Raw genomic sequence first — 20,880 nt, 5'->3', positions numbered from 1 at the left:
TATTTATGAGTGCAGTTTTGTTTGATTTGCAAGCCGCGATCTTTCCGCCGGGTGCGTTGGTGCGTGCGCGTGGTCGCGAGTGGATTGTCATGCCCGGTAGCACCGCTGAGCGCCTGCGGCTGCGGCCGTTGTCAGGTAGCGAGGCCGATATGGCAGTGGTGTCTCCTGCGCTGGAAGCTACTTATGAGGCTGTGGTTCTCGCCAGCTTTCCACCCCCGACCGTGACCCAAGCCGCCAACCACGAAGATGCCTTGCTCTTGCGTGATGCCTTGCTCATGTCGCTGCGCCGTGGAGCTGGCCCGTTTCGCAGCTTTGGCAATCTGGCTTTTCAACCCCGCGCATACCAGTTGGTGCCTTTGCTCATGGCACTTAAGCAGGACGTGATACGACTGCTCATTGCGGACGACGTGGGTATCGGCAAAACCATCGAAGCGGGAATGATTGCCCGCGAGCTATTGGACCGAGGAGAGATCAGGCGTTTTGCCGTGTTGTGCCCACCGCATTTGGTGGAGCAATGGGTGCAAGAACTTGATGATCGCTTTCACATCAAGGCCGTAGCTGTTACCGCTGCCAGCGCAGCTCGCCTGGAGCGCGGCTTGCCTGTCACAGACAACATTTTCACGGTGCATCCGCACACGGTGGTCAGTCTGGACTACATCAAAAGCGACAGGCGGAGAGGTGACTTTGCCAGCCGATGCCCGGAGTTGGTGATCGTGGACGAAGCGCACACCTGCGCCGGGGGGGGCGGTGGACGGCACCAGCGGCACGACCTGCTGCGTTTGGTGTCTGCGGATGCCGAACGACACATGCTCTTTTTAACCGCCACGCCGCACTCGGGTGACGAAGACAGCTTTCACAGCCTGTTGGGCCTGCTGCATGCAGACTTTCAGCATCTGAGCAAGGTTACAGGAGCGGCACGAGATGCCTTGCGCGCTCGCCTAGCCCCCCACTTTGTGCAACGCCGTCGCCAGGACATTAACGAGTGGAATGACGAAGGCGTATTTCCGCGCCGCGAAATCACCGATTTGCCCTACGTTCTAGGTGGTGATTGGGCCGTGTTTTTTGATGCCGTGCTGGATTACTGCTCCGAAGTGGTAGAGCGTGCAGGCTCAGACCAGCGCCGCCAACGCCTGAATTTTTGGGGCACCCTTGCATTGATGCGCAGTGCCGCCAGCAGTCCGGCCGCCGCACTGCAATCGCTACGCACCCGTATGGCCACCCAAGTCACAGACGCCGATGAAGATGCCCTGCGTGAGCGTGTCTTTGACGGCTCCGACGATGCCATGGTGGATGATGATGCGGAGTTGCCCGCCGACAGTGCTGATCCTGGCCTGCAAAACCTGATCGCCCAAGCTCAACAGCTGGCCGGAGAAGGTGGTGATCCCAAGTTGACTGCCTTGCGCACCCACCTGGAAGATGAATTACTCAAGCACAACTTTGCGCCCGTAGTTTTCTGCCGTTACATTGCCACTGCCCATTACCTGCACAAGCACCTCAAGGGCCGATTTCCCGGCGTGACGGTAGGAGTCGTCACCGGCGAATTGGCCCCTGAAGAGCGTAAGGCACTGGTCGCCGAGCTTGGCGAGTCAGACCGCCCAATGCTGATCGCCACCGATTGCATGTCTGAAGGTATCAACCTGCAAGAGCACTTCAACGCAGTGGTGCATTACGACCTGAGTTGGAACCCCACGCGGCATGAGCAACGCGAAGGCCGGGTGGACCGCTTCGGGCAAGAGAGCCGCGTCGTGCGCGCCACCCTGATGTATGGCCGCAATAACCCGGTTGATGCCGTGGTGCTCAAAGTAATCCTGCGCAAAGCTCAAAAAATCCGCGAGGAGCTGGGTGTGCCAGTGCCCTTGCCAGACAACGACCATTCCCTCACGCAAGCGTTGATGCAAGCCGTGCTGGGCGGACACCGGGGGCGTCAACGCCAGGAAACATTTGACTTTGGTGACCTGCCCGCCGTGCAGCAACTCGAAGTCGCTTGGACCGACATGGCAGAGCGGGCTAAGAAAAACCGTACCGTCTTCGCCCAAATCCGCATCAAGCCAGAAGACGTTCTGCCGGAGTGGAAGAAGATGCAAGCCGCCTTGGGCGATTCGGATGACGTGCGACGCTTTACCCAGCGCGCTTTGCGACGCTTGGGTGGCGCGCTGGAACTGCGCAGCGCCGCTGCCGACAAAGGATACCGCGCACCGCTCAACAACTTGCCAGAAGACCTCCGCGAGCGACTGCTGGCTGATGGGCTCAAGGGTACAGTAGGGCTGAGTTTTACCGTCCCCGCGCCGGTTGGAACCCGGTTTGTGCATCGCAGTCACCCCTTAGTCAGCACTCTGGCGGAGGGCTTGTTGGAGCGTACCCTGGCTGATGCGGGCCTAGAGTTGGATCGCACGACCACCGACCCCGCCATGCTGGGCCGCACCGGCTGTTGGGTCAGCCCTGTGGTGCACGCGCAAACCACGGTGCTGATGCTGCGCCTTCGCCACCAACTCAGCAGTGTGGATGCACGGGGTGGTGACACCCTGCTGGTTGAAGAAGCCGTAGCAGTGGCTTTGCGCTCTGTAGACGGCGGACAACGGTTCGAAATCGTATCTGGCGATGAGCCCATGCAATGGCTAACTGCACCGCCCGCCGAGACGCTCGTCGACCGAGCCCGTGAGACTCGGGTAACCCAGGTATTGGGGCGGCAAGAACAGTGGCAGCCGGTGCTGGAAACCTATGCCAGAGAGCGGGCCGACGCATTATTGGCCGACCACCGCCGCGTACGTGAAGCTTCGCGTTCCCGGGGGCGCTATGAAGTCACCCCCTTGTTGCCAGTGGATGTGATTGGCGTGTTTGTGTTACTTCCCCCACTGGACATCTGATTCGTTATGGCAAGAACTTCTACTGATCTGCATGTCGATACCCTCAGCATTGAGGGCGCACTGTTTACCGCCGAGTGGCTCGCCAAAGTGGCTGCAACGCAGGCTGCCCTGCAAACCGATGCCGACTATGGCGTCCGTGCGGGCTTCAATCTGCGCGAAGAGATTGGCTTTGCATGGCGCTCTGCCCAAAGCCTTTGGCGCCAGTTCGACCAAGCACGTCAGCAACCCGGCGGCGATGCCTGGGGCATCAGCCAACGTTTTGCGACTGAGCTACTTCGCCAGTGCTTTGCTTTTCAACTGACGCAGCACAGCGCCCCAATGGTGGTGGCCGAGCGGAACTACCCGGTGCAGTTCAGCGGCCTGGATGGGCGTGTGCCAGTGGTGGTGTCGCCCCATGACGAAGGCAAGCCGCTCGACTTAGCCCATGACCGATTGGGCGACAACTCTGGCGAGCGCATTCGACGCCGCAGTGCCTTTGGTCTGCTGCAGGAGAGCTTGAACGCCATGCCCGACGCCCTGTGGGGCGTTGCTACCAACGGCCTGCAGCTTCGCATCGCACGCGACAACGCTAGCCTGACTCGCCCTGCCTGGGTGCAGGTTGACCTGGAGCGCATGTTTTTGGAGGACCGCTACGCAGATTTTTCGGTGCTGTGGCTGTTGCTGCATGCCACCCGCTTTGGCGTGATTGGTTCTGCATCGTCTAACTGCGCCTTGGAGCAATGGCGCAACGCCTGCCGTGAACAAGGCACCCGCGCCCGTGAGACACTGCGTGGCGGTGTCGAAGCTGCATTGCTGGCTCTGGGGCAAGGCTTTGTGAGCCACCCGGCGAATATCGCCCTGCGCGAAGCATTGGCTACCGGCCGGCTGAGCCCGCAAGACTACTTGCGTGAACTGCTGCGCCTGGTGTACCGCCAGATTTTCCTGTTGACGGTGGAAGAACGCGAGATATTGCACCGTACGGATACCAATCAGAAAGCCGTGACCCTCTATGCCGAAGGCTACAGCCTGCGCCGCCTGCGCGAGCGAGCAGTGCGTCGAAGTGCACATGACCGCCATGGGGACTTGTGGCAAGCGTTGAGACAAGTATGGCTGGGACTGGCCGTAGGTGAAACTCTCCTGGCATTGCCACCGCTGGGAGGATTGTTTGAATCCAGCCAGTGTCCAACGCTGGATGCGTGTAAGCTGGAAAACCGCCACCTACTTAATGCGTTGTTCCACCTGGCATGGTTGCGGCCAGAGGCCAATGCCCCGTTGACCCGCGTGAACTGGCGTGACATGGGGCCAGAAGAACTTGGCAGCATTTACGAGAGTCTTCTGGAGCTGGTGCCCATGCTTAGCAACGAGCACCGCCAGTTCGGGTTTCATACGGGGGCCGCCACCCGTGGCAACGCCCGCAAGACCACGGGCAGCTACTACACGCACGACTCGCTGGTGCAAGAGCAATTGGACTCCGCGCTGGAGCCCGTTATCGCCGACATACTTGCCGCCCATCCGGTAGGTGAAGAAGCCGTGCAGGCACTACTGGCTATAAGTGTGATCGACCCCGCTTGCGGTAGTGGTCACTTCTTGCTGGCAGCGGCACGGCGCATTGCCGGACACCTTGCACGGGTGCGGGCGCAGATGCGTGATGCCCAACTAGGCAACAGCGGTCAACCCACCCCGGATGACTACCGCCACGCCTTGCGTGATGTGGTTACGCACTGCGTCTATGGGGTGGACATGAACCCTATGGCGCTGGAGCTGGCGCGCATGGCTTTGTGGCTGGAGGCATACACACCCGATTCACCGTTGGGCTTCATCGACCACCATTTTCAATTGGGCAATGCCCTACTAGGAGTGATGGACCCAAAAGTGATATTGGATGGAGTGCCGGATGAAGCCTATAAAGAGCTAACCGGCGACAACAAGGCCCTGTGCCGTGACCTGAAGAAGCGCAACAAGCAAGAGCGTACCGGTCTGCAGCGCATGCGGGCCGCCGCCAGCCTCAGCCAGAGCTTGCAGTCCATGGATCTGTCAGCCTCCGTCTTGCCCTTGCAGCAGTTGGATGAACTGCCCGATGCCTCACTAGCTGACATTGCCGCAAAGCGCCAGGCGTATGAAGCGCTACAGCAGGGAGCTAGCGATGACGGACTGGCGCTGGCTTTGAACTTGTATTGCGCAGCGTACCTGTTGCCCAAGCACGGCACCAGCGAGGCCGACACCGCCGTGCCCACCACACAGGATGTTATGAGTGCGCTGTTGGGGCAACCCGTGGCGGCGTGCAAGAAGGAGGCTGCCGTGCAATTGGCCAAGCGCGTGCCGTTGCTGCACTGGAGGTTAAGTTTTGCCCAAGTGTTTGCGCGGGGTGGGTTTATGGTGATTCTCGGGAACCCACCTTGGGAACGTATGAAAATTAAGGAGGAAGAGTTCTTTGCAGAGCGGGCGCCTACCGTTGTCTCTGCACGCAGCAAAGTAGGCCGCGAAAAAGCTATTCAGGTATTGAGTAGATACGAAAACGGCTCGGCAGAGCGTCGTGTCTACGATGATTTTGTTAGTTCAAAACAGAGTTCTGATGCGGGGAATGTTTTTTGTCATGGGCCGCGCTACCCACTCACTGGTAGAGGCGATGTCAATACTTATGCCCTGTTTGCCGAAACTGTGCTGCAGATATTGCATCCAAAAGGGCGAGCCGGCTTGGTGCTTCCAAGTGGTATTGCCACAGACGAATCCACGAGTGCATTTTTTCGTGAAATCAGCAACGGGCGCATCGTTCAACTGATTGATTTCGAAAACCGTGAGGCCATTTTTCCGGGTGTGCATCGCAGTTTTAAATTTTGTCTGCTGACAATCGGCTCTGCAAGTGAAGCTAGGTTTGCTTTTTACCTAGCAAACACTGAGCAACTAAAAGACTCGCGCCGCGGTTTCAAACTCACCGCCGAGGATATTGGGCGCTTGAACCCCAATACGCGAACGTGCCCAGTATTTCGAAGTAAAAAGGACGCTGAGATTACCGCACAAATTTACCGGCATGTACCGATATTGTGGGATGAGAACAAGGTTGGGGGCAATCCATGGGAACTGGAAATTGGGCGTATGTTTCACATGTCCGATGACAGTGATCTTTTTCGCACAGTAAATACCCGAAGCGAACTAAGTGCGCCGGTGCCGTTGTATGAAGCCAAGATGATTCATCATTTCGATCATCGATGGGCTACGTATTTTGGCGTTGATGAAGAGTCTCAGTATCTAAGCGATGCGGTAAAAGCTGATCCACAATTTCAGGTGCAGCCCCGATACTGGATCGAGCAGTCTGAGGTAGAGGCCAATCTGGCCAGAAAGAATTGGAGAAGAGACTGGCTGCTAGGGTTTCGGGACATATGCCGTGCAACTGATGAAAGGACAACAATCGCGGCTGTCATTCCGCGTGTGGGTTGCGGAAATAAATTCCCATTGTTGTTGCCGGCAAAGGCGAACGCTTTACTATGCGCTGCCCTAGTTGGGAATCTCACGTCGCTTTGCTTAGACTTTGTAGCCCGTCAGAAGTTGGGTGGAACGACAATGAACTATTTTTACCTCATGCAGTTTCCCGTCCTGCCGCCTGCAGCGTATGTACCAGAGCGGTTAAGCGAAATAGTACCCAGAGTCCTAGAGCTTGTGTACAACGCAATTGACTTGGAGCCCTTTTATGCCGATGTGATTGCCGAATATCCCGACGCTGACTCCCGCGCCGACATCGTACGAGGCAAACCGTGGATATGGAATCCTGAACGCCGTGCCGTACTCCGTGCCGAGCTGGATGCCATCTACGCACGGCTATATGGCTTGTCCCGCGATGATCTGCGATACATCCTCGATCCAGCGGACATCATGGGCACTGACTACCCCAGCCAGACCTTTCGGGGACTCAAGGACAAAGAAATCCGCCTTTGCGGTGAGTACCGAACCCGCCGCCTGGTGCTGGAAGCCTGGGACCGCATGGAGCAAGGGGAGCTTTAAGCCCCTGCAGAGGACACATGGACACATCACAAAACCCTGTCGGTCCAAACATGTCTGTGCTAGGAAGTCACGCGGTCCGCAAGGCCGCCCGCGAGGCCGGTTTTGACATTCTCGTTGACCAGGCCGGAGTAGTGCTGGGCGAAAGCAGCCACGCGCCGGAAAAGTGCGTGGTCTGGACATCTGCCGACGACGGCTTTGTGGCCGCATTGACCATGGACAATGTAGTCCGCGCCCTGGAAGCAGACTATGGCATGGCGATACCACCAGCATCGTTGCCAAGAGCGCCACTGCAGATTGTGGGCGGATTTTTAGCAGTAGACATACCCGCATTGGAGGCATTGCTCAAGCGTGCTTGGGTATTGTCGCGCACATTGCCCAACGCATTGGTGAGTAGGTTCGAGCAAGCCGTAGTAGCCATAAGCGCCACCGAGCGCGAAGCAACCGTGCGCCAGCGGGTCGGTCAAAACCTATTCCGCGAGGGCTTGATGGCCCTGTGGGGTGGCCGCTGCGCGATCACCGGGTTGGACGTACCTGAGTTATTGCGTGCCAGCCACGCCAAACCGTGGGCTGACAGCAATGATGTAGAGCGGCTGGATGTGTACAACGGCCTGCTGTTGGCCGCTCATTGGGATGCTGCGTTTGATGCGGGATTAATAACGGTGTTGCCGGATGGTATTGTGGCGACTAGCTCGATCTTGTCCGATGCCGCGCGGCGCGTGCTCGGCGTTTCAAACGCGCTGCGATTGAAATTACAACCGCAGCACATCGCCTATATGGCATGGCACCATAAGCGAGTTTTTCGGGTCGAATGATGGTAAAAACGCTCGTAGAAATTGCGCTATTGTAAGGTGCGCTAGCCATGAATTGGGGAATCGGTTCCTGCAATCCCCAATGGCTAAGGGTTTTTCCAAAGGGGCACAAGGGTTCTTGGCGTCGACACCAACTCGGACGAGTGCCCGAAATTCGTTGAACCAGACGTTAGTAAGGGTGAGACGGTCCAAAGTCGATCTTCACGTGTCGAAGACAGTGCTCCTAGAGACGCCAACGCAGCAACGGCTCCTCCTTCCCCGCTTATAAAAGCGTCGAAGTTTCTTCATTCATTGCTGGATTGAAATTTTTGCACTATCCTGTAGTGAGCCATCGCTCACAGGTCATTAATTACCTCGAAACACTTGTTATCAAGCAGATCGCAACATCCGAACGTTGTTTGCCGGACGCATCACACGTTCGGACGACAGCTCAGGTAGATCGGATTGCGGGTCGCGGGACGAGTCAGTTCTCTCTTGGCGGGAATCAACAATGGGATTTAACAGCATGTCGCAGCAGCCCGAACGATTGGACGGCAGATGAAGGAGGAACAAAATGACCCAGGCAATTGAGGGCATACATCAGGTGGAACAGTCGCTGATCGACATCGCTATCGAGAGTTGGCGCTTCTCCCGTCTATTCGGCAAAGTGGTCAGCAAGCTCGATGCGGGTGAGTCAGGTCGCTATATCAATCAGCTTCGGTACTTTCAGAAGAAGGTCGAAGAGAACCTCGACTCCACTGGCCTTAAGCTCGTTAACGTCGAAGGGCAACCTTATGAAGTGGGCATGGCAGCATCCGCTTTAAATTTGAGCGACTTCGGTCCAGATGATGTGCTGTTCGTCGATCAGATGCTAGAGCCGATCATTATGGGGCCGACAGGATTGCGTAGACAAGGAACGGTAATGCTCAGGAAGGTGGAAGCATGAAATACGTTGGTATCGACCTCGGCACTACAAACAGTGCCATCTGTTCGTTCGACGGGGAGAAAATTCACCTCTACAAGAGTCCGGAGCAGCACGACGTCACCCCTTCCGCCATCTTCATCGACCGCCGCGGAAACAAGTATGTTGGCTCGCGCGCCTACAACAGCGCGGCGAAGAACCCCGACAACGCTGCGGTTCTGTTCAAGCGGCTGATGGGCACTAGCACGCTAGTGAAACTGCCTGCCGCCAACCTCACCATGACGCCTGAGGAGTGCTCCGCCGAGGTGCTGCGCTCCCTTTTTGGTTATCTGCCTGAGGAGATACGTGGCGACGGAGATATCGGCACGGTGATCACAGTCCCCGCCGCGTTTAACCAGATGCAGAAGGACTCGACGATGGCCGCTGCTGATGCGGCTGGTCTCGGGCGTGTTGCTCTGATGCAGGAGCCCGTGGCGGCTGTAATGAGCGTCATGCGCCAGCGCAAAAACGACGGCGTGTTCGTGGTCTTTGACCTCGGCGGCGGTACACTCGACATCGCCGTCGCCGAAAGCATTTCTGGCCGGGTGAACTTGCTTGCCCATGGGGGCATCGCCATGTGCGGCGGCCGTGACTTCGACCGCATCCTGTTCGACAACGTCGTCAAGCCTTGGTTGATGGAGAACTTCGACCTGCCAGAGGACTTGTCCGCGAATTCGCAATTTAAGTCGCTGTTGAGGATGGCTATGTGGGCGGCGGAGAAGGCCAAGATCGAGTTGTCGCAGAAAGAGGAAACCGTCGTCAGCCTTCCTGAAACTGAGTTGGGTGTCCGCGATCAAGCTGGTGAAGAAATTTACATCGACATTTCCATTGATCGCAAACGGTATGACGCACTGATCGCGCCTAAAGTGGAAGAGTCCATCCAGTCAGCCCGCGAGACGCTCGAAAAAGCCGGTTTAAGCCCGCACGATGTCGAGCGCGTCGTATTCGTGGGCGGCCCCACGCAGTACAAGCCGCTGCGCGACAAAGTTGCTTTCGAGCTCGGCGTTGCCCCATCCACCGACGTGAACCCGATGACGGCGGTCGCCGAGGGCGCAGCCGTGTTTGCCGAATCCATCGACTGGGCTTCGCAAAGCCGTGGGCGTAAGAGCTCCCGTGGCGCGATCAGCGCCGGTGGTGCGCTCGACCTTTCGTTCAACTACATCGCACGTACACCGGAACCGAGAGCTAAGATCATCGCCAAGTTGTCGCAGGTCCCTGCTGGCATCGAGTTCCAGATTGACAGCCTTGATACGGGTTGGTCGTCCGGCCGCGTCGCGCTAAAGGATGGCGCGAGCATCGAACTCAGCCTGACCAAGCCTGGCGATAACGTCTTCAAGGTATTCGTGTTTGACTCGAACGGCGCGCCCGTTGCCTTGCGCGAGGACAAAATCGTCATCGCACGTACTGCCGCCAGTATCGACGCGATTCCCGCATCCCACTCCATTGGAGTCGAAGCCCGCGAAAAGGTTGGCGGGCGCTTGATCTTGGACTACCTCGTGCGAGAAGGCGACCAGTTGCCTAAGAAGGGCAAAAAGGTCTTCAAGGCGGGCGAGTCGCTCAAGGCCGGAAGCGCCGGGTCGATCAAATTCAAGCTATGGGAAGGCGAAATCTCCGACCCCATTAACGATAACCGCTTCATCGGAATGTTCGAAATCGAGGGTTCGGACTTCGACGACGGCGTCATCGTTGCAGGCGCGGAGATGATCTGCGAGTTTGAAGTGCTCGACTCTGGCAACATCATTTTGGAGGTGTCGGTTCCCTCCATAAGCGGTTCATTCCGAAGTGGACGCAACTTCTACTCCAGTCAAGAAGGCAAGCTCGACTACACCAATCAAGCGAAGAACATCCAGGAGCAGTCAGCCCAGACCTTGCAGCGCCTCGACGAGATGTCTTCGAAGGTTGATGACCAACGCCTGGAACGCGCACGCGAAAAGCTTGAGGCGGCAGGGACCATCAAGTCCGGCGAGGCTGACCCGGAGACCGCCAAACAAGCGATGGACAACGTGCAGGAAGCCAAGCGCCTAATGGCACTGACGCGCAAAGAGCATCTGAAGGACATCCGCCAGCTCGAACTGGACAAGGCGGTTGACTTCTTCGACAAGGTTATTCGCGAGCACGCCCGGCCCACTGAAGCGTCGTCCTTCGACAACTTGGTGAAGACAGCGCAACGTGCGCTTGGAAACAACAGCAGTGACTTCGAGTCGCACTTGAGTGATCTGCGCGGCCGTAACTTCATGATCTTGTGGCGTCAGGATTACTTTGTCATCGAACGCTTCAAGTGGCTGGCACAAGATTCCTACCTCTTTCCCGATGCCAGAGAGCATTCGCAGCTCGTGGCGGTTGGAACGGAAGCACTGAAGGCCAACGACATCGACAAGTTGCGAACGGTAGTTGTCGACCTCGACGCGATTCGAGTTGGATCTTCGGGTGACGACGACATGATGGCTGGTGCGAATATCGTTCGGAGTTGATCTCATGGCACTCGATGCATGGCTCCCTATCGGGTTCAAGTTGCCAGACGGCGCAAAGGTTCGTACTGCGCTGTTTGAGGGCACGGATTGGCAGATGTACGAAACGCTGGGTGGCGGTTGGGCTCTGGTCACATTGGACGCGCTGGCGCAGCATTGGCTAGACGCGGGCCTGATTGAAGACGGCACGTTTAGCGCATCTCAGTTCGGCGACCGCCAGCTCCGGTCGATATCTTGTGGCCCGAGCCAGACGATGTGCCCTGTCAGCGAAGCGAAGTCTCCTGACAACAAGGTCGAGGCGCTTTCATTTGCCTTGGCGTTGAAGGCAACACGCGACATCGATGCGGAATCGCCGCTGCAAGACGCGCTTTATGTCGAGAAGATCACCCGCTTGCTGCCGACTTACAGCATCAGCTCAAAAACCAACGATGACATTGTGCTCGGCTACTGGCTGACCGGCGGCACAAACATTCCGGCTACGTCCTTTCGTCGGTTGCGTCAGTCCATGAGTTGGCTCGGTGCGGGCCATTTGAAGGACGTCGTTCAAGCGGCGGGTTTCGAAGTCGCCGAAATCATTCCGCTTGAGCGCAAGCCTGCAGCTGCTGTCAAAAACGCGGACATCGCTCCAGCCGAGAATGTGGATAAAAGCAACCCCGCTGAGCCGGAGTCCAGCAACGACTTTGAGCTCGCTGGGCGTCTCGAACTGGCCGCGTTCTTCAATGAGCACATCGTCGACATCATCCTGCATCGCGACCGCTACAGGGCGCTCGGCATCGAGTTCCCGTCAGCGGTGATCCTCCACGGTCCTCCGGGTTGCGGCAAAACCTTCGCGGTCGACCGGCTAGTGGACTTCCTTGGCTGGCCGAGTTTCGAGATCGATGCCTCAAGCATCGCCAGCCCCTACATCCACGAGACCAGCAAGAAAGTCGCGCAGGTGTTCGACAAGGCAATCGAGAACGCGCCATCCGTCCTCGTGATAGACGAGATGGAAGCATTCCTCGCCGACCGCGAGATGGGCTCGGGCCATCACCGGGTCGAGGAAGTGGCCGAGTTCCTACGACGCATACCGGAAGCGGTAAAGAACGACGTGCTGATCATCGCCATGACGAATCGCATCGACATGATCGACCCGGCCATTCAACGCCGCGGACGCTTCGACCACGTCATTAAGGTGGATTTCGCAAGCGAGGTCGAAGTGAAGTCGCTGCTAGACAAGCTCCTCTCCTCCTTGCCGAAGGAGTCGGACGTTCATTCCGAGCCGCTGGCGAAGGAGCTGGCCGGCAGGCCCTTGTCCGACGTTTCTTTTGTGGTACGTGAAGGCGCAAGGCTGGCGGCGCGATCCGGCAAAGACAAACTGGATCAGGCCAGCCTGTTGTCCGCACTGAGTGCATCACCCGCGCGGAAGCGCGAGGGCGGCGACACGAAACGGAGCATCGGATTTGTTTAAAGGGAGATGGAAGTGACGAGCGGAGAAGAAGAACAAAAGAAGAGAGAGGGGAACGGCTTCGCAGGCATTTCTTCGCTCGTGTCCGACGTGGACATAACGCCGCCCCCTGCTGCAAAGACGAAACCTGTTGCCGCTGGTCCTAACACGGGGCGTCGTACGTCGCAGGCCGCTCAATCGCAGCCAAGCCAGCCTCATCAAACGTATCAAGATCCTGCGCAGCCGCCATCCTCTGGATCGTCCGGCGGCAAATGGGTGTTGGGCATTGCCGTCGTCATCGGCGTGCTCTGGCTCATCGGTCAATCGGACAAGAGACCGACTTCTCAAGCTCCAGCCTACTCGCCTCCCGCGCAGACCCTGACGCCAAGTTACGCGCCGCCTGCTGAACCGCAAGCGCCTTCCCGTCCACAGGTATCGATGCCTCCAATTGGGCAAGAGTTAGTGTTTTCAACGCCCCAGATTCGCTACTGTTTGGCCGAAGCCATTAGCTTGGAAGGTGCAAAGTCCGCAGTCAACAACGACATCGATACAGACGTGGATCGCTTTAATGCGATGGTGGCTGACTACAACAGCCGCTGCGGGAACTTCCGTTATCGCCGCGGCGCGCTGGAAAGTGCGCAACGGGATATTGAGCCGTACCAGAGTCAGCTTCAGTCTGAAGGCAGGAGCCGGTTCGCTAGTAGTCCGTCCACTAGCTCAATGTCGACGCCTGCAACTTCTGATTCTGCCCCGGATGCAACGGTGCAGGCCATCCAGCGCAAGGTCAACGCTGCGCCTGCACTTGCGTCATCCTTACAGGAAGAGAGTCGTCCTGCCACCGCATCTATGCAGTTGTCATCCGTAGAGACGGATTCCCTAGAAGCGGCGTGTTCCACTGACAAGTATGTCAATGGCCCTGCCGCGTACCGTGCGTGCGTAGGACGCCAGAAGGCAGCTCTGGCGGCCGGTGTGCGGAGGCCAAACCTCAATGCCTTGTCCTCCGCCGAGCAGCAGTCCCTTGAAGCCGCTTGTTCGACAGACAAGTATGTCAATGGGCCTGCTGCATACAACCAATGCCTCTCCGGCCAACTGGCAGCGATGTCAGGAGAAGGGAGCAGGAGACCTAATCTCTCCCGGCTGTCCAATTCTGAGCGGCAATCTATCGAAGCTGCATGCTCGACTGACAAGTATGTAAATGGCCCTGCTGCATACAACAGGTGCCTCAATACCCAACTCGCCGCTCTAGATCAACAAGGAGGCAGGCCGGACTTGTCCGGGCTTTCGACGGCAGATAGAAGCTCAATTGAGTCTGCCTGTTCAACGGATAAATATGTCAACGGGCCAGCGGCATACAACAGATGCTTGTCTCAGCAGTTGGCAAGACTACGGTGATAGTGAGCGAGCAAAGATATGGGTATGGCAATTTGTTTCAAATGCGGTTCCGCAAAATCCGGCGCACTGACGGCCTGTCGGAGTTGTAACGTCACGCCGAGCACAAACAGCGAACATGCTGTTTCGCTCTCTCTGTCCGACCATCTGTCGTCCGAAGGTCAACTGGCACAGTATAGCCAAGCGCTTCGCAACGGCAACAAGCTGTCTGTGCCGCGCGAAGCGCTTGCTCAAGCGTTGGATGCATTGAAAGACCCGCAACTATTGACGATGTTGGGTGCGCACCCAGTGACCTCCGCCCCAGCTCCATCAGCCACAGCGACAATGCGGCAGCCTTCAACGGCCCCTTCTGCAACCCCACAGCGACCCGCGACTCTGCCACAGCCTAGCAAGCCGCAACGGCTCCTCACGAAGACGGCCCTCCATCAGTCCCCGTTTGCCATCTTGGGCGTGACGACACGCGATGATCGCAGACGCATCGTCGATCTCGCGGAAGAAAAGTCGCTGGAACTGGATCACGAGGTTTGTCAGAAAGCGCGTTCGGATCTCACCAATCCTCGCAGCCGCTTGAGTCTAGAAATGGCGTGGCTGCCTGGCGTGTCGCCACGCAAGGCATCTCAACTGATTGAGAGTCTTCTGCAAGACCCAATGGATATTCGCGAAGAGTTTGGCCTACCTACGTTGGCACACCTGAACTTGCTGGCCGCCGCTTTCGAGTCTGTGGATGGTGAGCACGATGCGGATGATTTAGCGGAGTTCATCATGGGGACCGCTTACCTTGCCGAAGAGCTAAGCCCAGAGGACATCCTACGCGACATTAACGAGGATCGCGCCGTTTCCGGATTTCCAGAAGTGCGTGCGGTCGACCTGGTCGAAACCGAGCTGACCGAGCGCAAGCGGTACTACCGTGGTGCTATTAAGGATGCGCTCGACAAGCTGCCGCCAATGACGCTCATCCAAGTGATGACCGAAACAGTAGATGGCGTGACCTCTGGCGGTGAAGATCACGCGCCGGGACTGATCGATGACCTAGTGGACAGCTACGAGGTAGAGACCCAGGGCATTCTGCAGAAGGAGGCCGAGAACGTCCACAAACTTATTAAGTTAGCCAGAGAACACGCTAGCTCCGGCGAAGCAGCAGTAAAGCCCTACGTGGACAAGCTCGATGCGGTTGCACGTAACTGGGACAAGATCGCCCAGCCCATTCAACTTAGTTCGAAATCGCGCGGCATCAACCACGAAGCAAGTCATGACTTAGCCTATGAGATTCGTAGCCTCGCCATTGATCTATTCAACGAGCACGACATGCTTGCCCAATCGCAGCGTCTAACCGGATTGATTCAGGAACTATTTTCGGAACTCCCGGAAGTTGCAGATCGAGCCGGGCAAGATGCTGACGTGCTCACGGATATCTCCCAACAGCGCAAGCGGGCAATAGCACGCCATGACGAGTGGGCGCGCGAAATCACTTACCGTGCGGAAATCGGTGTGGTGTTCAAAGACACCCTGAGCATTTCGCCCGGAGGCGTCTCGTGGAAAAATCAAAACTTTCCGCTCGACTCGATCACGCGCGTTCGCTGGGGTAGCGTCAGCCGCTCAGTCAATGGCATTCCCACAGGTACCACCTATACGATTGCGTTCGGCAACCGGAACTCCGAAGCAGTCGTGGAGTTGAAGAAGCAGGATATCTACAGTACGTTCACTGACAAGCTCTGGCGTGCTGTCTGTGTACGTCTGCTTTCCGAAATGCTCGAAGCCCTGAGGGATGGGCGCGACCTGCACTTCGGCGACGCGCTCTTGCACGACGACGGCATCACGCTAGTGAAGCGCAAGTTCCTTGGTACGAACGAGAGGGTGCGCTGCTCATGGAGTCAAATTCATGTGTGGAGCGCGGACGGTTCATTCTGCATCGGAGCCAAGGATGACAAGAAGGTTAACGCCGGGATTTCCTACATTGAGGGGCCAAACACCCATATTCTGGAGCAAGCCATTCACTTGGCCTTCAAGAAGCCGGGAATGCGTCGTTTGAGCGACATATTGCAGTAATTTTATAATCAGCATTCTGGAGGAGCATAAATGGGATTTCTTTCCAACCTGTTTGGAGGCAACAAGGAAGACAAGGCGCTGCGCGAAGCTTTTGCACACATCCACCGCGTCCTCGACGATGAGAAATTTCAGTTGGAACTCGTTCATCCAGCGATGCGGTCCATGTTGGAGTCGGCACCGGCCTATGACAAAGATCCCAACGGCACGGGCGCGTTTGGCTTCATCGAGACAAATCCGATTCCAGTTAACGGGCCAATCGGCCAACTGGCATATCTGTCTAGACTTGAAACCCAGTCTGGTCACCGCCTCCTCTTCCACCGGCTCGGAGCTATCGGCAAGGTAGACGTGTTCGAGGCGGTATCATTTAACGGAGCAGAGTGGTTCATCCTATTCGTCGATCTTTACCATTCGCGGCGCTCACGCCTCACGCCGGATGGTTTTCGGTTCACCAAGGATGTCGCGCAGTTCTCCGGCTTCCACAAATTTTGCGAGAACTTTCCCTACGATTTCGTCGAGAAGAAGGCGTCCGAGCGCGAGTCTGGTCTAAGCATGGCATACATCCCCGTAGGTAAGGTGTCCGACCAGATCCAGAACCGTGTTTTCAGCAGGCCGCTGGCCCACAAAGCCAAGCTCGACCTCGTGAAAAGCCGCTTGTCGAGCTTCCAATCTCAATAGGCAATGACGATGAAGAAGACCTTACTGGCAACACTTGCGGCGTTACTAAGCCTCCAGGCAGCGCTTGCTGTCGCCGAGAACTATGAGGTGAACCTGACCCGTAAAGGCAGCAACGTTTACAAGATCGATGGCAAGGATATCATCGTCCAGACGCGCTACTGCTACGTCTACGCCTACTCCGAAGAGGCGATCTTCAAGACGTCAGGCTACGGTGGCGAGGTGATTTTCTTCGACAGCAAGGACAAATGTGATGTAAAGGCAGTCTTTGGCGTGTCGAAACAGAAGCCGGGGAAATACGCGGTAACGGTCAGCCGTGAAGACGATGACTGGTATGAGGTCTTTGGAACCGGCTCATATATCAAAACATCGAGTTGCCTGTCCCTTGCCCTTGCTGAGGAGGCTTACCTAGCCATTGCGAATTCTGGCTTCGGGAGGCTGCGGTTTAAGGACGGCAACGACTGCATGGTCGAAGCCGTTTACACCAAGCTACGGCTATAAATAGGGACGCTGAGCCATGGATGCTGCTTACGACAAACCATTGGGGGGCGTGCTACAGGTGCAAGCAGGTCAACGATACCCATCTGACGATAAATTGATCATCACAATTCATCTTTAGTACACAGGTTAGTACACAAAAACTATGGGTGATGGCAGGAGCTCTTTGTTTAAGCCATTTCTTCACCGCCCAGTCGCTTCTGCATCGGAGTCGCCAGCCGCTCCGCTCGATGGGATCCGAGGCGCGGCCGAAGGGCTGGGGTCAGGTCCGGCGGACCTGACCCCGGGTTTGTCGCCGCCGCTAGTCCGACTCGTCCAGGGGGATTCGTAGTCCGGCATTCGATTCCTGATATCCTGTGCCGAAAATTGACTTCGAAAGGCCACGAATGCGCTTAATTGGCATGCTCGATTCGCCGTATGTCCGCCGCGTGGCGATTGCGCTGGACATCCTCGGGATCGAATTTCAGCACGAATCCCTTTCAGTCTTCAGCACCTTCGCGCAGTTCGCGGCGATCAATCCGGTGGTGAAGGCGCCCACCCTTGTTTGCGGCACCGGCGAGATCATCATGGACTCGTCGCTGATCCTGCAATTCGCGGAATCCGGCAGCGGCCGGTCGCTGTGGCCCGGCGACGCCGCCCGCCTGCCACGCGCTTTCGGCGCGGTCAGCCTGGCGCTGGCTGCGTGCGAAAAGAGCGCGCAGATTATCTACGAACGCAATTTGCGGCCCCAAGCCATGCAATACGAGCCGTGGCTGGAGCGCGTTCGGGGCCAGCTGCTTGCCGCGTACGGCGCTCTGGAGCGCGAGGTCGCCGCGCGTCCGGAGGTTTTCTCGGACCTCGGTCAGCATCCGGCGATAGCTGCCGCGGTGAGCTGGAGTTTCACGCAATCGATGCTGGCCCCAATTGTCCCTGACGCGAACTATCCCGCGCTGGCCGAACTGGCGAATCGGGCGGAGCAGACCGCGCCCTTCCTCGCATTTCCGGCGGCCGGACCAGGCGTTCCGCCTCAAAGCGATTCATCTTCCAAATAATCCGTGTCCAAATTCCTACGCCATGTTGGATGATCGCGGCAAACGCCTGCCGCGTCATGCTCCGCTGTTGGCCCGGCGAATCAGCATCTCCCTCTATTTCGTTCGCAACTCATTCTTTACCGATGCCACGCCCTTCACGCCGCGCGCAAGGTCGCCAGCCTTGGAGGTCGCATCTCTCGACAGCACGAAGCCGCTTAGCTGAACCTGGCCCTTGAAGGTTTCCACGTTGATGTCTGACGCTTTCAAGCTGGCATCCTCATGAATCGCAGCCTTGACTCTCGAGACGATGCTGGCGTCCGCTACCGCCACATCGATCGCCCTCACGACGTCTGCCGCCGGAGCGCGCTTCAGCGATCGCAAGACGCGTTCCCTGTCTGCCTGGGGAAGCGCTGCCACGGCGGTGGCGGATTCTTGCAGCTTCGCCGGCGCCATCGTTTGCAACGCCCCGGCAACGGCATTGTAGTAGCCGTCGTCGGCCCCCTCCCTCAGCAAGAGAACCGGCTCCTGCGGGCTCTTGCTGTCCGCCACCGACCGCTTCGCCGGGCGCGGTGTGAAGCCGAGTTTTTCATACGTCACCTTCACCTTCGCGCCCGGCTTTTGCGCGGGATACTGCACGCGATACTGGCCCTCCACGTTGGTCAGCCCCGACGCCAGTTCCTTGTCGCTGGCGTCGCGCACGCTTAGCAACACTCCCCCAATCCCCTTCTGCGGCGAACTTGGATCGTTGACGGTGCCTTCGATTACCTCGCTGGCGGCGCTTGCAACGCCGTGCGAAGACGCTCGCCTTCGCGCTCATAGAAATCTCGCGAGCGCCACGCCGTTGCGAAGCGCAGCGGAACCTCCCCTTCCTGAATCAGGTAGCAGAACGAGAGTCCCGGGTATTCGGTCAAGGCGATATCGGCAGCATCCGCTGACACCGGCAAGTATTCCGCGTAATAAGGTGGTGCGGAGCTGCCCTCTATGTCCTCCAGCAACTTCTGCATGCGCGACAAGTCTCTTGTGGTGGTCATGGTCAGCCTCCGTCTTAACGGTTAGACTGCCAGCGAGCGATTCCGGCATGCCCGCAGCGCTGATCCTTGTGCGGGATCAAATCGCGCAATTCCGCGGGCGCCGCGATGCCGGCGCGAGCGGCTCGCAATCAATCCGGGCTGCGATCTCACATCCCGGGAGAAGCCTTGAAGACCAGCGCGGCCCGAATCGCTTCCAGGTATTCCGGCCTGGCGGAGATGTCGTTGTGGCCGGCGCCGCGAATGACCACGCGCGACGCGACTCCCTGGGCGAAGGCGGCGGCCAACGCTTCGGTGTGCCGGCCCGGGATGAGCTCGTCGTGCTCGGCCTGCAGGATCAGCGTCGGAATGCGCACCGCCGGCGCGTCACCGATGGCGTCGAACTTGTCGGTCAGCAGCCAGCGCACCGGGAAGTAACGGTAATGGCGCGCTGCGACGGCGGCGATGCTGTCGTACGGCGTCACCAATACCAGCCGGCTCGCCGGCCGTTCGCGCGCCAGCCTCACCGCGATGCCGGTGCCCAGGCTGCGGCCCATTACCGCCACGTCCGGATGCTCGCGCCGCACCTTGTCGAACAGCGCCAATGCATCCGCGTGCAGCGCCGCTTCGGTCGGCTTGCCGGTGCTGCCGCCATAGCTTCGGTAATGCATCAGGTAGAGCGCGTGGTCGGGAAACGCCGCCGCGAACGAGGGCAGGTTGGCCGACACGTCCTCGGCGTTGCCGCCGAAGTAGATCAGCGCCTTCGGCCCTGCATGCGGACGCACGCTGACGTTGAGGTTGGCGCCGTCCACCCGCAGCAGCATGGTGTCCGCGGGCCCGCCGTACGTTTTCGGCTGGGGATAGTACGTGAGCGAGCGCTGGAATACGAACAGCGCGATGCAGGCGCCGGCGTACAGCACCAGTGCAATCGAGACGACGATGGCGGCGATTCGCATGCGCCGACTATACCAAGAAAAGCGTGGATTAAGTTTTCGACATTGTTGACTAGGGTAAGCTGTATGCAAACGTTACAAAGCGACCTCGGCATTTCGGATGTGCTACGCTTTTGCTCAACTTCGGGCAACGGGAAACAGGGCGGACAATGACAACCATTTTGTGGCCGCGACGCTTGCGCAACGCCGCGCTGACGATCGCTTGCTTGCTGCTGGCCTCGTGCGCCAACCTGACCGGTCCGCGCGACATCGCGATCCCGCTGGCCAAGCTGCAGGCCGGCCTCGATCGCCGCTTCCCGCTGAATAACCGCGCGATGGAATTGTTCGACGTCCAGCTGAGCCGGCCGCGCTTGTCGCTGCTGGCCGGCAGCGACCGCGTCGCGCTGAGCCTGGACGCACTGGTCGCGCCGCCGTTCCTGAAGCAGTCGTGGAGCGGCAGCCTGGCGCTGTCGGGCCGGCTGGTGGTCGATCCGGCGCGCGGCGCGGTGCTGCTGGCCGAGCCGCACGTGGACCGCTTCGCCGTCGACGGCATCGACGAGGCGCGCCAGCGCCAGTTCGGCCAGGTCGCCAACGCGTTGATGCGAAAAGCGGTGCTGGACGTGCCGGTCTACAGCTTTCGCATGGAAGACCTGCGCTACGCCGGCGTGCAATTCATCCCGACCCGGATCAGCAGCCGGCCCGATGCGCTGCTGATCCGCGTCGAGCCGCTGCGCTGACTTTTACCGAGCAGAACTCCATGGCACTTGTAAAGCGTTCCGCACGATATCTGCCGGTTGTTGGCACATTGCGACACGGCAGGATTGCGCGCCAAGTTGGCGATTGCAGA

Annotated in this window: 15 protein-coding genes; 12 read left to right on the top strand and 3 right to left on the bottom strand. The window is 58.2% G+C overall.

What is annotated here, in order from left to right:
• Positions 1-5 precede the first annotated feature (5 nt).
• The 11 genes from AC1D02_RS20100 to AC1D02_RS20050 all read left to right on the top strand — a co-directional run bounded on the left by AC1D02_RS20100 (position 6) and on the right by AC1D02_RS20050 (position 18,115).
• Positions 6-2,864, top strand: coding sequence for a helicase-related protein (locus AC1D02_RS20100; RefSeq protein WP_477320168.1), 2,859 nt, complete (start codon positions 6-8; stop codon positions 2,862-2,864).
• Between the two features lie 6 nt (positions 2,865-2,870).
• Positions 2,871-6,839, top strand: a complete 3,969-nt coding sequence (locus AC1D02_RS20095) for an Eco57I restriction-modification methylase domain-containing protein (RefSeq protein WP_477320166.1) — start codon at positions 2,871-2,873, stop codon at positions 6,837-6,839.
• 17 nt (positions 6,840-6,856) lie between these two features.
• Positions 6,857-7,651 (top strand): HNH endonuclease, encoded by a 795-nt coding sequence (locus AC1D02_RS20090; protein ID WP_477320164.1) that lies wholly within the window; start codon positions 6,857-6,859, stop codon positions 7,649-7,651.
• 550 nt (positions 7,652-8,201) lie between these two features.
• On the top strand, positions 8,202-8,573 hold the full coding sequence (locus AC1D02_RS20085) for a hypothetical protein (protein ID WP_477320162.1): 372 nt from the start codon (positions 8,202-8,204) through the stop codon (positions 8,571-8,573).
• The gene (locus tag AC1D02_RS20080; RefSeq protein ID WP_477320160.1) at positions 8,570-11,059 is read left to right on the top strand and encodes an Hsp70 family protein; all 2,490 of its coding nucleotides are present in this window, start codon (positions 8,570-8,572) and stop codon (positions 11,057-11,059) included. The genes AC1D02_RS20085 and AC1D02_RS20080 overlap by 4 nt, the downstream gene beginning before the upstream one ends.
• A gap of 4 nt (positions 11,060-11,063) precedes the next feature.
• The gene (locus AC1D02_RS20075; protein ID WP_477320158.1) at positions 11,064-12,503 is read left to right on the top strand and encodes an ATP-binding protein; all 1,440 of its coding nucleotides are present in this window, start codon (positions 11,064-11,066) and stop codon (positions 12,501-12,503) included.
• A 6-nt stretch (positions 12,504-12,509) separates the two neighbouring features.
• Positions 12,510-13,871, top strand: a complete 1,362-nt coding sequence (locus AC1D02_RS20070; RefSeq protein WP_477320156.1) for a hypothetical protein — start codon at positions 12,510-12,512, stop codon at positions 13,869-13,871.
• A 24-nt stretch (positions 13,872-13,895) separates the two neighbouring features.
• Positions 13,896-15,914, top strand: a complete 2,019-nt coding sequence (locus AC1D02_RS20065) for a hypothetical protein (RefSeq protein ID WP_477320154.1) — start codon at positions 13,896-13,898, stop codon at positions 15,912-15,914.
• 30 nt (positions 15,915-15,944) lie between these two features.
• On the top strand, positions 15,945-16,589 hold the full coding sequence (locus AC1D02_RS20060; RefSeq protein ID WP_477320152.1) for a hypothetical protein: 645 nt from the start codon (positions 15,945-15,947) through the stop codon (positions 16,587-16,589).
• A 9-nt stretch (positions 16,590-16,598) separates the two neighbouring features.
• Positions 16,599-17,087, top strand: coding sequence for a hypothetical protein (locus AC1D02_RS20055; RefSeq protein ID WP_477320150.1), 489 nt, complete (start codon positions 16,599-16,601; stop codon positions 17,085-17,087).
• A gap of 383 nt (positions 17,088-17,470) precedes the next feature.
• Positions 17,471-18,115 (top strand): glutathione S-transferase, encoded by a 645-nt coding sequence (locus AC1D02_RS20050; RefSeq protein WP_477320148.1) that lies wholly within the window; start codon positions 17,471-17,473, stop codon positions 18,113-18,115.
• 93 nt (positions 18,116-18,208) lie between these two features.
• Here the strand turns inward: AC1D02_RS20050 and AC1D02_RS20045 are convergent, their stop codons facing one another.
• The 3 genes from AC1D02_RS20045 to AC1D02_RS20035 all read right to left on the bottom strand — a co-directional run bounded on the left by AC1D02_RS20045 (position 18,209) and on the right by AC1D02_RS20035 (position 20,057).
• Positions 18,209-18,793: a BON domain-containing protein gene (locus AC1D02_RS20045; RefSeq protein WP_477320147.1), complete on the bottom strand. Its 585-nt coding sequence runs from the start codon at positions 18,791-18,793 to the stop codon at positions 18,209-18,211.
• Between the two features lie 62 nt (positions 18,794-18,855).
• Positions 18,856-19,125 carry a hypothetical protein gene (locus AC1D02_RS20040; RefSeq protein WP_477320145.1) on the bottom strand — a complete coding sequence of 90 codons (270 nt, stop codon included), beginning with the start codon at positions 19,123-19,125 and terminating at the stop codon, positions 18,856-18,858.
• A gap of 146 nt (positions 19,126-19,271) precedes the next feature.
• The gene (locus AC1D02_RS20035; protein WP_477320143.1) at positions 19,272-20,057 is read right to left on the bottom strand and encodes an alpha/beta hydrolase; all 786 of its coding nucleotides are present in this window, start codon (positions 20,055-20,057) and stop codon (positions 19,272-19,274) included.
• Positions 20,058-20,203: 146 nt separating this feature from the next.
• Between AC1D02_RS20035 and AC1D02_RS20030 the strand changes: the two genes are divergently transcribed.
• Positions 20,204-20,770 carry a DUF1439 domain-containing protein gene (locus tag AC1D02_RS20030; protein ID WP_477320141.1) on the top strand — a complete coding sequence of 189 codons (567 nt, stop codon included), beginning with the start codon at positions 20,204-20,206 and terminating at the stop codon, positions 20,768-20,770.
• The last annotated feature ends 110 nt before the right edge of the window (positions 20,771-20,880 follow it).

This window comes from Massilia sp. P1_C10 (assembly GCF_056406475.1).
The sequence above is the reverse complement of the archived record's forward strand: the minus strand, read 5'-3'. Positions and strand labels throughout refer to the sequence as shown.